This is a genomic window from Umezawaea endophytica (assembly GCF_025061645.1).
In the GTDB taxonomy this organism is placed as follows: Bacteria; Actinomycetota; Actinomycetes; order Mycobacteriales; family Pseudonocardiaceae; genus Umezawaea; species Umezawaea endophytica.
This window is the reverse complement of sequence record NZ_JANYMP010000002.1, coordinates 651,120-664,597: the sequence shown is the minus strand read 5'-3', so window position 1 is coordinate 664,597 and position 13,478 is coordinate 651,120. Positions and strand designations below refer to the sequence as shown.

General features: G+C 72.0%; 11 protein-coding genes. 4 read left to right on the top strand and 7 right to left on the bottom strand.

From position 1 onward, the window contains the following. Positions 1–13: 13 nt before the first annotated feature. Both NZH93_RS06620 and NZH93_RS06615 read right to left on the bottom strand, forming a co-directional pair. Positions 14–802: a metallophosphoesterase family protein gene (locus NZH93_RS06620; RefSeq protein WP_259622010.1), complete on the bottom strand. Its 789-nt coding sequence runs from the start codon at positions 800–802 to the stop codon at positions 14–16. A gap of 9 nt (positions 803–811) precedes the next feature. After that, entirely contained in the window at positions 812–1,192 is a 381-nt protein-coding gene (locus NZH93_RS06615) for a polyketide cyclase / dehydrase and lipid transport (RefSeq protein WP_259622009.1), read from the bottom strand. Between the two features lie 112 nt (positions 1,193–1,304). Between NZH93_RS06615 and NZH93_RS06610 the strand changes: the two genes are divergently transcribed. Next, a complete protein-coding gene (locus NZH93_RS06610; protein ID WP_259622008.1) occupies positions 1,305–3,116 on the top strand; it encodes an AMP-dependent synthetase/ligase in 1,812 nt (603 codons plus the stop codon). Between the two features lie 291 nt (positions 3,117–3,407). Beyond that, the gene (locus NZH93_RS06605; RefSeq protein WP_259622007.1) at positions 3,408–6,467 is read left to right on the top strand and encodes an AfsR/SARP family transcriptional regulator; all 3,060 of its coding nucleotides are present in this window, start codon (positions 3,408–3,410) and stop codon (positions 6,465–6,467) included. A gap of 3 nt (positions 6,468–6,470) precedes the next feature. Here the strand turns inward: NZH93_RS06605 and NZH93_RS06600 are convergent, their stop codons facing one another. Beyond that, entirely contained in the window at positions 6,471–6,785 is a 315-nt protein-coding gene (locus tag NZH93_RS06600) for an HC3 family zinc finger protein (RefSeq protein ID WP_259622006.1), read from the bottom strand. A gap of 317 nt (positions 6,786–7,102) precedes the next feature. Between NZH93_RS06600 and NZH93_RS06595 the strand changes: the two genes are divergently transcribed. Continuing rightward, entirely contained in the window at positions 7,103–7,984 is an 882-nt protein-coding gene (locus tag NZH93_RS06595) for a helix-turn-helix domain-containing protein (RefSeq protein ID WP_259622005.1), read from the top strand. A 16-nt stretch (positions 7,985–8,000) separates the two neighbouring features. Next, positions 8,001–8,123: a DUF397 domain-containing protein gene (locus tag NZH93_RS06590; protein ID WP_308214173.1), complete on the top strand. Its 123-nt coding sequence runs from the start codon at positions 8,001–8,003 to the stop codon at positions 8,121–8,123. 123 nt (positions 8,124–8,246) lie between these two features. Here NZH93_RS06590 and NZH93_RS06585 read toward each other — a convergent pair whose 3' ends face one another. The 4 genes from NZH93_RS06585 to NZH93_RS06570 form a co-directional block, all read right to left on the bottom strand. Then, positions 8,247–9,383: a glycosyltransferase family 4 protein gene (locus tag NZH93_RS06585; protein WP_259622003.1), complete on the bottom strand. Its 1,137-nt coding sequence runs from the start codon at positions 9,381–9,383 to the stop codon at positions 8,247–8,249. 14 nt (positions 9,384–9,397) lie between these two features. Beyond that, complete coding sequence (locus NZH93_RS06580) at positions 9,398–10,663, bottom strand: hypothetical protein (RefSeq protein ID WP_259622002.1); 1,266 nt, start codon at positions 10,661–10,663, stop codon at positions 9,398–9,400. Positions 10,664–10,707: 44 nt separating this feature from the next. Beyond that, positions 10,708–11,685 carry a C40 family peptidase gene (locus tag NZH93_RS06575; protein WP_259622001.1) on the bottom strand — a complete coding sequence of 326 codons (978 nt, stop codon included), beginning with the start codon at positions 11,683–11,685 and terminating at the stop codon, positions 10,708–10,710. A gap of 355 nt (positions 11,686–12,040) precedes the next feature. Then, the gene (locus NZH93_RS06570) at positions 12,041–13,405 is read right to left on the bottom strand and encodes an NYN domain-containing protein (RefSeq protein WP_372506578.1); all 1,365 of its coding nucleotides are present in this window, start codon (positions 13,403–13,405) and stop codon (positions 12,041–12,043) included. Positions 13,406–13,478: the final 73 nt, after the last annotated feature.

Genomic DNA, 13,478 nt, shown 5'->3' with positions numbered 1-13,478 from the left:
GTTACCCGGTAGTTCACCAACTCAACGCGTACGGCCTGCCCAGGCGCTGGAAGTGGCCGACGTTGACGCACTCGGTGCGGCCGATCCGGACCCTCCGCGACATCGGCTGGTGGACGTGGCCGAAAACGGACCAGCGCGGTTGTTCGCGGTGGATGGCTTCGAGCAGTGCCGTGGAGCCCGCCTCGGCACGCCTGGCGACCACGTCGTAGGTGAGTTCCGCCACGGACGGCGGGATGTGGGAGCAGAGGACGTCGACGTCGGTGAGCTTCTCGACCGCGGCGGCGAACTCCTCCTCGCGGCGGAGGTACGGGAGCCACGGCGCGTCCGGGCGCAGGACGTGGCCCCTGCCCAGCAGGGCGCCGCCGGTGAAGCCGAACCGCAGGCCGCCGATCTCGACCACCTGGCCGTCGACCATGTGCAGGCCCTCTCGGGCGAACTCCGGCCACAGCGCGGGCGAGTCGACGTTGCCGGGGATGGCGTAGGTGGGGGTGGTCATGGCGGCGAACATCTCCGCGTACTGGGTGCGGACGGCCTCCTCGACCACCGCGCGCGGGTCGTCCAGGCTGCCCCAGAGGGACCGGAGGAACAGGCCTGTCTCCGGGCCCATCGGGCCGCGGCGGAGTTCGGCGAAGACGCCGACCTTCTCGGCGCCGAAGACCTGGCCGAGGATGCCGCTGCCGTGGTCGTGGTAGTCGACGAAGTCGACCAGGTCGCCCAGGACGACGAGCGCGTCGGCGCCGTCCCCCGCGCGGGCCAGCGCTTCGGTGTTGCCGTGGACATCGGAGACGACGTGAACCCGCACTCCCCAAACCTACGACACGAGCGGCGGGCAACCGGGGGCGCGACCCGCTTCCAAGGTCATCTTGAGGCCGAGGGAAACCTCCTTCGCCGCGAGCTGGCGGCGGCGGATCTCGCGGCGGACGCGCTTGGCGGGCACGTCGCCCGGCAGCTCGGCGCGGAGGAAGTAGTGCAGCAGGGTGCCGTCGAGCACCTCCTCCAGCCAGACCTCCATCGTGCCGGTCAGCGCGCCGCCGACGGTCCACCGCAGCCCCTGGTCGCCGCGGTCCAAATAGACTTGGAGATCGAGATCGGGCCAGAATCGACGCCAGGCGGAGGGCGGCGCGAAAGCGGCGGCGACCACCGCTCGCGGCACCACCAGGAAGGTCTCGTCAACCACGTCGACACTCGCCACGGCTCGGAAGAGTGCCACGACACGGTCACGGAACACCCCACCGGCCTGGTGTATCGCCGGAATCACAGGCTAAGTTTCCCCACCGGTAACAAACAACCGTCCGGAGGTCGACGTGCGTGAGTTCAGCGTCCCCGCCACCAGCCCCGTGGCTGCCGAGGAGAACCTCACCGACATGGTGTGGGCGAACGCGGAGCGCTTCGGCAACGCCGTCAGCTTCCGCCGCCGCGTCGACGGCACCTGGGTCGACGTCACGGCTCGTGACTTCGCCGCGCAGGTCCTCGCCGTGGCGAAGGGGTTGATCGCGTCGGGCGTGCAGCCCGGCGACCGCATCGGCCTGCTGTCCAAGACCCGCTACGAGTGGTCACTGCTCGACTTCGCCATCTGGTCCGCCGGTGGTGTCGTCGTGCCCATCTACGAGACCTCGTCGGCCGAGCAGGTGGAGTGGATCCTGTCGGACTCCTCCGCCAAGGCCGTGTTCATCGAGACCTCCGCGCACCGCGCCACCGTCGACTCCGTCGTGGACCGGCTGCCCGAGGTGCGCCACGTGTGGCAGATCGACGGCCCGGCCTCCGACGGGGCCGCGGGCGCGATCGACGAGCTGACGGCGCTGGGCGCCGAGTCGTCGGACGACGACGTGCGCGAGCGCCGCAAGCAGGTCGGCGCGGACGACACCGCGACGCTGGTCTACACGTCCGGCACGACCGGTCGCCCCAAGGGCTGCGAGCTGACCCACGCCAACCTCCTGTCCGAGGTCAGGGGCGCGCTGGTCGCGTTCCCGGAGCTGCTGATCGCGGGCAACTCGCTGCTGGTGTTCCTGCCGCTCGCGCACATCCTGGCGCGGGCGCTGGCGATCTGCGGCGTGTACTCGCGGGTGACGCTGGGCCACACCTCGGACGTGAAGAACCTGGTGGAGGACCTGGCCTCGTTCCGGCCGTCGTTCGTCGTGGCGGTGCCGCGGGTGTTCGAGAAGGTCTACAACGGCGCCAAGCAGAAGGCGCACGGCAGCGGCAAGGGCAAGATCTTCGACGCGGCCGAGGCGACCGCCGTCGAGTACAGCGAGGCGCTCGACAAGGGCGGCGCGGGCCTGGTGCTCAAGGCCAAGCACGCGCTGTTCTCCAAGCTCGTCTACACGAAGCTCCAGGCAGCGCTCGGCGGTCGCTGCATCGCCGCGGTGTCGGGCGGCGCGCCGCTGGGCGCCCGCCTCGCGCACTTCTTCCGCGGGATCGGCGTGCCGGTGTTCGAGGGCTACGGCCTCACCGAGACCAGCGCGGCGTGCGCCGTGAACACCAGCAAGGCGTTCCGGGTCGGTACCGTCGGCCTGCCGATCGGCGGCACCTCGATCCGGATCGCCGACGACGGCGAGATCCTGATCAAGGGCGACGTGGTGTTCCGCGGCTACTGGAACAACGCGGAGGCGTCCAAGGAGTCGCTGGACGACGGCTGGTTCCACTCGGGCGACATCGGCGAACTGGACGACGACGGCTTCCTGAAGATCACCGGGCGCAAGAAGGAGATCATCGTCACCGCGGGCGGCAAGAACGTCTCCCCCGCCGTGCTCGAGGACCGCCTGCGCGCGCACCCGCTGATCAGCCAGTGCATGGTCGTCGGCGACGCCCAGCCGTTCATCGGCGCGCTGATCACGATCGACCCCGAGTTCTTCCCCACCTGGAAGAAGCAGCACGACAAGGGCGAGGACGTGACCGTCGCCGACCTGGTGACCGACGCGGACCTCGTCGGCGAGATCCAGACGGCCGTGGACGAGGCGAACCTCGCCGTGTCGAAGGCCGAGGCGATCAAGAAGTTCCGGATCCTGCCCGCGGACTTCACCGAGGCGAGCGGGGAGATCACGCCGAGCCTCAAGCTGCGCCGGACGATCGTGGCGGGCAAGTACGCCGACGACATCACGGCCATCTACACGAGGTAGGGATGTGAAAGGGGGCGGCCTGGCCACGGCCGCCCCCGGCGAGGCCGTTTTCCGCAAAACGGCCCGAAGTTAAGACGGGTGGCTCACGACGGTGAGACCGTGAGCCACCCGACCCCCAGTAGATCGCGTATCCGCTTCGCAGCGGACCCGATGAAGTTCGCGTCCCGATCCCCCAACCGGGACGTCTCCTAGACTGCCGTACCGCTCTGTCGTATCGCTGACGCCGCAATGACACCCGCCGTCAGCGCCCGAATAGGCTTGGGGGCGGTGAACGGGTCGAGGGGATTGATCATGGGATCGGCTGGCGAGTTCCGGTTGCTGGGACCTCTGGAGGTCCGCCGGGACGGCCGGGTGGTCCCGATCCGAGCGGGCAAGCACCGCGCCCTGCTGGCGTGCCTGCTGCTGAGCGCGAACCGCCCCGTCCCGATCGCCGACCTGGTCGAGGCGCTGTGGGGCGACGCGCCCCCCGAGCGGACCCGCGGCACGTTGCAGACGTACGTGATGCGGCTGCGGCAGGTGCTGGGCGAGCCCGAGTCGATCGTCACGACGTCGACGGGCTACCAGCTCTCCGTGCCGCTCGACCGGATCGACGTGCACCGGTTCGCCACGGGCGCGGTACGGGCGCGGGAAGCCGCCGAGGCGGGCGACCTGGTGGCCGCGCAGGAGATCTGCGCCGAGACGATCGCGCTGTGGCGCGGCCCCGCGTTGGCGGACGTGCCGTCGGAGTCGTTGCACCGCCACGAAGCTCCCCGGCTGACCGAGGTGCTGATGGAGCTGCACGAGCAGCACGCCGACGTGGAACTGGCGCTGGGCAACCACGCGCAGCTCGTGCCCGTGCTGCGCGGCCTTACCGTCGACCACCCGCTGCGGGAGCGGTTCTGGGCGCAGTTGATGCTCGCGCTCTACCGCAGCAGCCGCCAGGCCGAGGCGCTGGAGGTGTTCCGCCAGGTCGACCGGATGCTCGACGAGCAGCTCGGCGTCGACCCCGGCGAGGACCTGCGGGCCGTGCACCAGGCCATCCTGACCGGCGATCCGCAACTGGCCGCGCCGCCCGCCGCCGCCCACGAGGAGCCGCTGCCGGGCAGGCTGCCCAACGACCTCGCCGACTTCGTCGGACGCGCGGCGCTGGCGCGGCGGGTGGTCGAGCTGGTCGCGTCGGAGGACCCCGGCACCGCCGTGCCGATCGTGACGCTGTCCGGTCCGGCGGGCGTCGGGAAGACCTCGCTCGCCGTGCACGTGGCGCACCAGCTCCGCGACCGGTTCCCCGACGGCAGGCTGTACGTCGACCTCCGCGGCTACGGCCTCGGGCCGCCCACGGCGACCGTGGACGTGCTCGCGCGGTTCCTGCGCGCGCTCGGCGTGCCCCCGCAGCAGATCCCGCTGGAGGCCGAGGAGCAGAGCACGCTGTTCCGCTCCCTGCTGACCGGCAGGCGGATGCTCCTGGTGCTGGACAACGCTTCCGCGCCCGACCAGGTGCGCCCGTTGCTGCCCGGCGCGGCGAGCTGCCCGGTGATCGTCACCAGTCGCGGCGACCTGCGCGGCCTCATCGCGATGAACGGCGCGCGGCGGCTCCCGGTGGAGGCGCTGGAACCCGTGGAGTCGGTGGCGCTGCTGACGGGCATCCTCGGTGTGGGCTCGGACGGCGCGTCGGTGGAGGAGTTGGCACGCCGCTGCGCGCACCTGCCGCTGGCGCTGCGCGTGGCCGCCGCGAACGTGGCGACCACGTCCGGCGGCACGGTCGCGAGCTACCTGGCCGAGCTGCCCGCCGACCAGCCGCTGGCCGCCGTCGACCTCGCGTACGCCGCGCTCCCCCCGGAGCAGCAGCGCCTGTTCCGCTTGCTGAGCCTGGTGCCGGGCAACGACTTCACCGCCGAGGCCGCCGCCAACGTGGCCGACGTCGACGTGCCCGTGGCGACCAGGCTGCTCGCCAGGCTCAGCGAGGTGCAGTTGCTGCTGAAGCCGTCACCGGGGCGCTACCAGTTCCACGACCAGCTCATGCTGTTCGCCGCGAGGCGCCGGGCCGCGCAGGACGACGAGGGCGAGCAGCGGGCGGCCCGCGTCCGGCTGCTGGAGTTCTACGTCCGGACCGTCGACCGGTGCGCCGAACTGCTGTACCCGGACCTGCTGCGCCTGCCGAGCGGTGAGGCGAAGTCCGTGCGGCTGCCCAGGATCACCGTTCCGCCGCAGGCGCTGCGGTGGCTGGACGGCGAACGCGCGAACCTCACCGAGGCGATCCGGTCGGCGACCGAGCAGGGGCCCGCGTCGATGTCGTGGCGGCTGGCCGACGCGCTGCGCGGCTACCTGTGGATCGGCAAGCACGTCAGCGAATGGCTCGTCACCGCCCGCTACGGCCTGCACGCGGCCCACGAGGAGCGCGACCTCGCCGCCGAGGCGGCCATGCACGGCAACCTCGGGACGCTGCACTGGAAGCTCGGCGAGTTCGCCACGTCCGCGTCGCACTACGAGCAGGCGCTGGAACTGCACCGCTCGCTCGGCAACACCGCCTCGGAGGTGGGCGCGCTGAACAACCTGGGCCTCGTGCACGTGGAGTCCGGCGACCTCGTCGCGGCCCGGCGGGTGCTGCGGCTGTGCCTGGACCTCATGAGCGGCCCCAACGGCGTGAAGGCCGCGCGCAGCACCGTCCTCATCAGCCTGGGCATGCTGGCGATCGAGACAGGCGACCTGACCGAGGCGCACACGCACCTGACGGAGTCGCTGAAGATCAGCAGCGCCAACGGACTCAAGGGCAGCGAGGCCACGTGCCGCAACTTCCTCGGAGTCGTGCTGAGGCTGCGCGGTGAACCCGAGGCGGCGCTGGCGCAGTTGGAGACCGCGCTCGCGGTGAGCCTGGAGGTGGGCGCGAAGGAAGCCACCGCGCGGGTGCTGGAGAGCACGGCGGTGACCAACGTGGACCTCGGCAGGCCCGTCGAGGCGCTGGCGGTGGCGGGCCGGGCGCTGGACGAACTGGCGGAGAGCGGCGACCAGCAGACCACCACCAACGTGCTCGTGGTCATGGCGGACGCGAACCGGCTGCTCGGACGGCTGCGGACGGCCGACGAGCAGTTCCAGCAGGCGCTCACGAAGGCGAACCGGATCGGGTTCCAGCCCGCCGCGGCGCGGGCGTTGATCGGGCTGGCCACGACGCGACGGCTGCTGGGCGCGCCGCGGGAAGCGCTGGAGCTGTGCGGGAAGGCGTTGACGATCGCGCTGGACGTAGGGCTGCGGATCACGGAAGCGTTGGCGCGCGCCGAGTTGGCGACCATCCACGACGCGCTCGGCGACGCCGGGGCCGCGGAGGAGCAGGCCGCCGCCGCGGCTCGGCTGCGCCGCGACACCGGCCTCGCGGGCTGACGGTCACCGCGCCCGCACCGGCACCGGCGCGCGCATCGGCACTGGCGCCCGAGCTGGCACCGGCACTCGCGCCGGCACCGACGCCCGAGCCGGCACCGACGCCCGCACCGGCGCGGGTGCCAGGCCTTCGCGCTTGCGCCACACCGCGTCGCACGTCGGGCACGTCGGCCAGCACCACTCCGCCTTCGTCCCCCGCTCGCGCGGAACGGTGATCGGGACGCCGCACAGCGTGGCCCCCTCGTCGGAGACGACCAGTTCGACCGGGATCGCGTGCCGCCGACCGTCGGCGGGGAACCAGCGGAACAGCCGAACGCCCATCACGAGATTTCCCCCTGGTCAATTCCGATTCGCGTCGCGCGCTGGTCGCACAGGACGCCGATCTCCCGCGCGATACCCGCCAGTTCGCCCAATCTCCGAGCTGCCAGGGCCGGGTCGGGCTGATTACCGAGGAGATCCGTGAACGCGAACGACAACCGGCTCAAGCACTCCCTCACATCATCGAGGTCATTTGTTGACCACCGGTCCATTTATGCCTCCCACCTGCAATGTCCATTCAGAATTACTATGGACATGGAAGCCGTCAATTACCTGATCGAGGGACTTCCGCAGGTCAGAAAAGCGCTTAGGCTGGCCGCATGATCCGCAACACCCCGAAGGCGATCGCCTTGGGCGCCAAGCTTCGAGCTGCCCGCGAAACAGCAGGAATCAGCCAGCGGATGCTCGCGAAGCAACTTCGGTTGGACCAGTCCGTGGTCTCCCGCAGCGAGAGCGGTGAGCGGGTACCGAGCCAGGACGAGGTGGCGGCGATCCTGGACGCCGTCGGTGTGACCGGCGCGGAGCGGGACGAGATCATCGAGTCGGCCCGCGACACGAGCGGATCACCGTGGCAGGGCGCGGACCTCCCGGAGCAGCCGGTTCAACTCGCGGCGCTGCTGGACGTCGAGCAGATGACGCAGGACTACGTCGAGTGGTCGCCTTTGGTCATCCCCGGTCTGCTCCAGGTCAGCTCTTACGCGCGGGCGATCATGCGGGCCGCCGGAGTGCCGGACGGCGAGATCGAGACCAGGGTCGCGATTCGCATGGGCCGCAAGGACATCCTGACCCGCAAGAAGGCGGCCCGCTGCACCGCGCTGATCGGTGAGTCGGCGCTGCGGCAGATGATCGGCGGTCCCGAGGTCGTCGTCGAGCAGCTCGACTACCTGCTGGCGATGAGCGGTCTTCGCACGATCGACCTGAGGGTCGTCACCACGGGCACGGACTGGCACCCCGGCCTCTACGGGCCGTTCGTTCTGCTGACCATGGAAGGCGGGGTGTCGGTCGTGCACCTGGAGAACGCCCGCAGTGCCGTCTTCGTGCCGGATGAGGACGACGTCGCGGTCTACCAGTCGGCCGTGCTGGAATTGCTGGGCATCGCGTTGAGCCCGGAACAGTCCACCGAGCTCATCAGAAGCGAGGCGGAACGGATCGCGAGGACCCATGACAGTCACGTGGCGGAAGTCGACCAGCAGCGGAGCTAACACGAGCTGCGTCGAGGTGGCGAACAGCCTCGACGCGGTGCGCGACTCGAAGAACCCATCCGGCCCTGTTCTGAGTGTGGACCGGGCCGAGTTCACGGCGTTCCTGGCGGACGTGAAGTCGGGCCGGTTCGACGGCTGAGCGCTGGAGGCCGTGGCCCGGCCACGGCCTCCAGCCAGCTTCCGAACAGCCGCCGACCATCCCTCGGTCAGCCCTCAACCAGCGCTCGATCGGCCGCCGCCCAGCCCTCGGTCAGCCCTCAGGTCAGCCGTTGATCAATCCGCGCAGCCGCGCGGCCAGGTCGTCCCAGTTCCACCGCTCCGACGCCCACTGGCGGCCACGCGCGCCCATCTTCGCCGCCTGCTCCGGGTCGGCCAGCAGTCCGGCGACGGTGCTGGCGACCTCCGCGACGTCCTGCCCGTCGACGATCCGGCCGGTCTCGTGGTCCAGCACCGTTTCCGGTGCCCCGCCCGAGTTCCCCGCCACCACGGGCAGCCCCGTCGCCGACGCTTCGAGGAAGACGATCCCCAGGCCTTCGACGTCCAGGCCGCGGCCTCGGGTGCGGCACGGCATCGCGAACACGTCACCCGCGGTGTAGTGGGCGGGCAGCTCCGACCACGGCACGGACCCGGTCAGCACCACGTGCTCGGCGACTCCGGTGGACGCGGTCAGCGCCTCCAACTTCGCCCGGTACGGGCCGCCGCCGACGATGAGCAGCGCCGCGTCGGGGACCTGCTCGCGGATCGCGGGCAGGGCGCGGATCAGCACGTCCTGGCCCTTGCGCGGCACCAGGCGCGACACGCACAGCACCACGGGCCGGTCACCGAGGCCGTAGCGGGCGCGCACCTCGGCGCGGGCGGCCGGGTCGGGCCGGTACACGTCGGTGTCCACTCCGGACGGCAGGTGCTCCAGCGCCGCCAGTCGGCCGAACGCGGCGGAGAACCGGGAGCGGGTGTACTTGCTGACGTAGGTGACGACGTCGGCGTCCGAGCCGATCAGGCGCAGCGCCTGGCGGGCGCCGGGGAGCATGGACCAGCCGACCTCGTGGCCGTGCGTGGAGGCGAGGACGCGCTCGACCCCCGCCCTGCGCAGCGACGGCCCGAGCAGGGCGAGCGGGGCCGCCGCGCCGAACCAGACGGTGTCGCAGCCCTCGGCGCGGACGACGTCGCCTGCGCGGCGCAGGACGTCCGGGGTGGGCAGCATGAGGCTGGTGGGGTGGCGGACCACCTGGAACGGCTGCGCGGCGTCGAACTCGGGGTGGCTGCCGGTGGGCGAGTCCCACGACGGCGCGTAGACGACCAGGTCGTCGGCGGGGAGCCTGGACGCGAAGGCGTGCAGGTAGGACTGGATCCCGCCGGGGCGGGGCGGGAAGTCATTGGTCACCAGGAGGGTCCGACGCACCCGACCTACCGTACTTACCGCGGGAACTCGGCCCGCAGGAACTCCCGCCAGCCCTCGGTCAGGCCCGCGCGGTCGGTGCCGATCGCGGCGCGCAGCACGCCGTCCACATCGGACTTCTCCGCGGCCAGCGCCCGGTACAGCGCGACCAGGCCCGGTTCACCCAGCAACCCGGCGAGGTAGCGGTTGACCGACCACGCCTCCTGGTAGGCGAGGTCCATGGTCGGGCCGCGGAAGTCGGCGTCCGACGGCAGTGCGGTGGGCAGCGCGGTGCGCACGCTCGCGGCCAGCGCGGGTGCCGCCTTGGCCGCCGGGACCTCGCTGCCGCGGAACCCGACGTAGTCGGCGAAGCCCTCCAGCAGCCACATGGGGGCGCCGTCGACGGTGTTGCCGCGCACGGCGACGTGGGTGATCTCGTGCCGCAGGAGCACCCGCAGCGACAGCGGGGACAGGGCCGTGGCGCTGGCGGGGTTCAGGACGACCCGCTGGCCCCTCGCGGTGTGCGCGACGGGGTCGATCTGCTCCGCGACCGCGACGCCCGCGATCGAGCCCACGGCGAACGCGGGGCCGACCAGCGCGCGCATCTCCTCCTGCCCACCGGGCACCAGCACGGCGACCTGGCGCGGCCACGCCGTGCCCCACACCTCCGTGACGACGGCGACGGCGCTGTCCAACTCGGCGAGGACCCGCGCCGCCAGCGCCTCACCGCCGGGGTGGCTGAGCACGAGCCCGGAGGGCGACGTCAGCACGTGGCACGGCCCGAAGTCCCACGGACCCCGCCACGTCTCCCCCGCGGCCGTGTCCGACGCCAGCAGCCACCGGTCGCCGTGCCGGGCGAACAGGTAGCCCATCGGCCGGGTGCTGGGCTGGGCGTCCACGCCCTCGAGCCGGTACCTCAGCCGGACGGCGGGCGCCCACAGTTCGTCGGCGGCGGGGCGGGCGGTCGGCGTGGTCTGGGCGGCGGGATCGACCTCGTAGCCCCACTCGGCGAGCGGGACGCCCGCGAGGTTGTGGAACAGGTCGCGCTGGTGGTCGAGGAACACCGGGTCGGCCGGGTCGACGGTGGCGAGGAACGCGGCTTCGTCGCGGTCCCTCAGCGCAGCGGCGCGGCGGTCCAGCAGGGCCCGGACGACGGGCGCGCGGACGTCGGCGGCGGCGGGAGCGGCCTGCGGCGGCGGGGTCGACGCGCCGACCGGCTGGACGACCTGCGAGAGCCCGGCGAGGAACGTCGCGACGATGGCCGCGACGAGCAACGCCCGTACCCGTGATGCGGTGGAGGCCACCGCCCCGACAGTAGTCGGTGCGGTGGCCTCCACCGGATCGGAGCTCAGCCCGCGACGCGCCGCATGGCCGAGATCGAGCCCGGAGCGTCCAGGGGCACGATCTTGACCGGCACACCGTCGGTGGACGCGTGGACGACCTCGGTGTTGCTGATCGCCAGCGCGACGTGGCCGAAGCCGTTGTAGGCGATGATGTCGCCCGCGGTGACCTCGCCACGGCTGACCGCGCGGCCCGCGGAGCCCTGGCCCTGGCTGGTGCGCGGCAGGTTCACGTTCGCCGACCGGTAGGCCATCATCACCAGGCCGGAGCAGTCCCAGACGTCGGGGCCGGTCGCGCCGTAGGAGTACATGTCGCCGCGCTTGCTGAGCGCGAACGCGACGGCCATGCCCGCGGCACCCGACGGCACGGCGATGTCGCTCATGTCGCCGGAGTCGGTCAGCGTCTTCTTCTCGGACCCCGACAGCTTGGTCAGCGCCGCTTTGACGTCCTTCTTCTGGGTGTCGAGGTCGGCCGCGCGCTTCTTGATGTCCTCGGTGATCTTGATGGCCTCGTCGTTCGCCGACTTCGCGCGCGCCTGGGCCTCGGTGGCCTTCTTGGTCGCGTCCGAAGCCTGCTCCACCGCGCCCGAGAGCTTGTCGAGCGCCTCGAAGTTGTCCGAGGCGAGCACGCCGAGCGCCGACATGCGGTTGAGGAAGTCCTGCTGCGAGTCGCTGACCAGCAGTGCCGAGAGCTGGTTGAACCGCGCGCCCTCGAAGGACGCCTCGGTGAACTTGTCGACCTGCTGGCGGAACGTCTCCTCGTCGGCCTTCGCCTGGTCGCCGACCTGCGCGGCCGCCGCGACGTCGGCCGTGGCCTTGTCGAGCTCCTCCTGGTTCTGGCCCTGCTTCTCCTCGGCCTGGAGGAGCTCCTCGTTGAGCTTGGAAGCCTGCTCGGACAGCTCGTTGTACTGCTTCAGCGCCTCGGAAGCGGTCGCCGGGGTGTTCGGCTGGGCCACCGCTGACGCGGGGGCGATGCTCGCTGCCACGGCGGCAACCGCAGTGGCTGCGATCGCCCCGCGCATACCGCGCTTGAGTCGTTGCGACGCCACAGTCGCGCATGTCTCCTTCGTGATGAACCGCCCACCGGGGGCTGGCGGGACTCAAGGCGCGCGGGGCGCGCCGAGCCGTTGCACAGCCCGCAGATCGATCTTCTCCGGCACGGCTCCCCGACGGGCCGTTTCGGCGGTGATCCCGTGTCGCCGTCCAGGGTGGACGACCACCTGCCACGAGGTCTCGGCCAGGTTACGAAAAGTGAGCGCCCGCGTCCACCTGGTGATCGAGAAAAAATGCACAAGCGTGACCTTGGGCGTCCGGATGGCGCACGGAGGGGTGAGAAAAGCCTCAAACCCGACCGAGTCGAGCCAGCAGCACCGCCGACGGCACCGGGTGCGCGCCGCGCCTGCGGACCGAGTCCGCGACCGCGCGGTCGGACGTGACGACCACGACGGGCCGCCCTTCCGGCTCGGCCGTCACCAGTGCCCGGATCACGTCGTCCGCGAGCACTCCGGGATCGCTGAACAGCACGCGGACGCCCCGCGGCGCGGCGGCGGGCACGGCGACCACGCCCGCGCCGTCGAACACCAGCGTGACCTCGGCGCCCGTGCGCGCGGCCAGCACGGCGAGCTGGTGCACCAGCCGGTCGCGCTGGTCCGACAGCGGCAGGTCCGGGTAACCGGTCTTGGTGACGTTGTAGCCGTCCACGATCAGGTGAACAGCGGGCAGCGCGAGCAGCCGGTCCAGCGCGGCGGGGTCCTCGACCCGCCCGACCGCTCCCTGCGCCGCGCTGGCGCCGCGCACGAGGTCCGCGGGGCGCGGCCCGGCGCCCCCGAGCGCCAGTTCGCGGCGCAGCCCGTTGACCGCGCCGTCCAGGGTGTCCACGAGCAGCGCCAGCCGGACCTCGTCGGCCTGCCTGGCCTCGCGGGCGGACTGGCGGGCGACGTCCGCGTCCGCCTCCGCCCGCGCCGCCTTGGCCCGCTCGGTCTCGGCCCGCTCCCGTTCCCGGTCGCGTTCGGCGGTCAGGCGGACCAACTGCGCCTGCGCCTCCGCACGGGCCTGCGCGACCTCCGTCGCCGCCGACTCCGCCCGGTCCTTCGCCTCCTTGAGCCGCACACCCTGCTCGCGCAACCGCTTGCGCAGGCGTTCCAGCTCGACCTCGGCCTCCTCGCGGATCTTCTCCGCGAACCCGGTCGTCTGCGCCCGCTCCGCGCGCAGCCGCTCCAGCTCGGCGTCCATCCGCTCGGCCTTCAGCACCGCCGCGTCCCGCTCCAGCCGCAACGCCGCGTCACCCGCCCGCCGCGCCACCAGCTCCACGTAGTGCGTCGCCACCTCGTCACCGAGCAGCACCGCCGCCGCGGCGGCGGCCACCGGGTCCGGCGCCGTCAGCTCCAGCGTCGACGGCCGGTTCTTGCGCAGCCACTCGACCACCGCTGTCCGGAAGTTCGCCGACGTCTTCAACCCAGCGATCAGCGACGACCCGCCCAGCCGCGCGCGCTTCGTCGGCGCGAACCGCGCCACCGACCGCAGCGACTGCGGCACGTCGACCTTGGCCATGTCCCCGAGCGCGTCGGCGGCCAACTCCGCCAACCTGGCCCGCAGCCCGTCCGGCAGCCCACCCCAGTCCACAGTGGACTCGACGGCGAGCGTCGGCTCGGCGTCCTCCAGGTCAGGGGGCGCGAGCTCGTCGGGTTCGGGGTTCGGGTCGTGCACCGGTACAGGCTACGGCGCAGTAGCCACGCACACCGTGTTGGATGGCCCGCGTCGACGATTCCACCGAGCCCTC

What these genes read in the sequence shown, in the direction of transcription:
- NZH93_RS06605 (WP_259622007.1), top strand. Translation starts at nt 3,408, where the DNA reads ATGGGATCGGCTGGCGAGTTCCGGTTGCTGGGACCTCTGGAGGTCCGC.
- NZH93_RS06600 (WP_259622006.1), bottom strand. Translation starts at nt 6,785, where the DNA reads ATGGGCGTTCGGCTGTTCCGCTGGTTCCCCGCCGACGGTCGGCGGCAC.
- NZH93_RS06595 (WP_259622005.1), top strand. Translation starts at nt 7,103, where the DNA reads ATGATCCGCAACACCCCGAAGGCGATCGCCTTGGGCGCCAAGCTTCGA.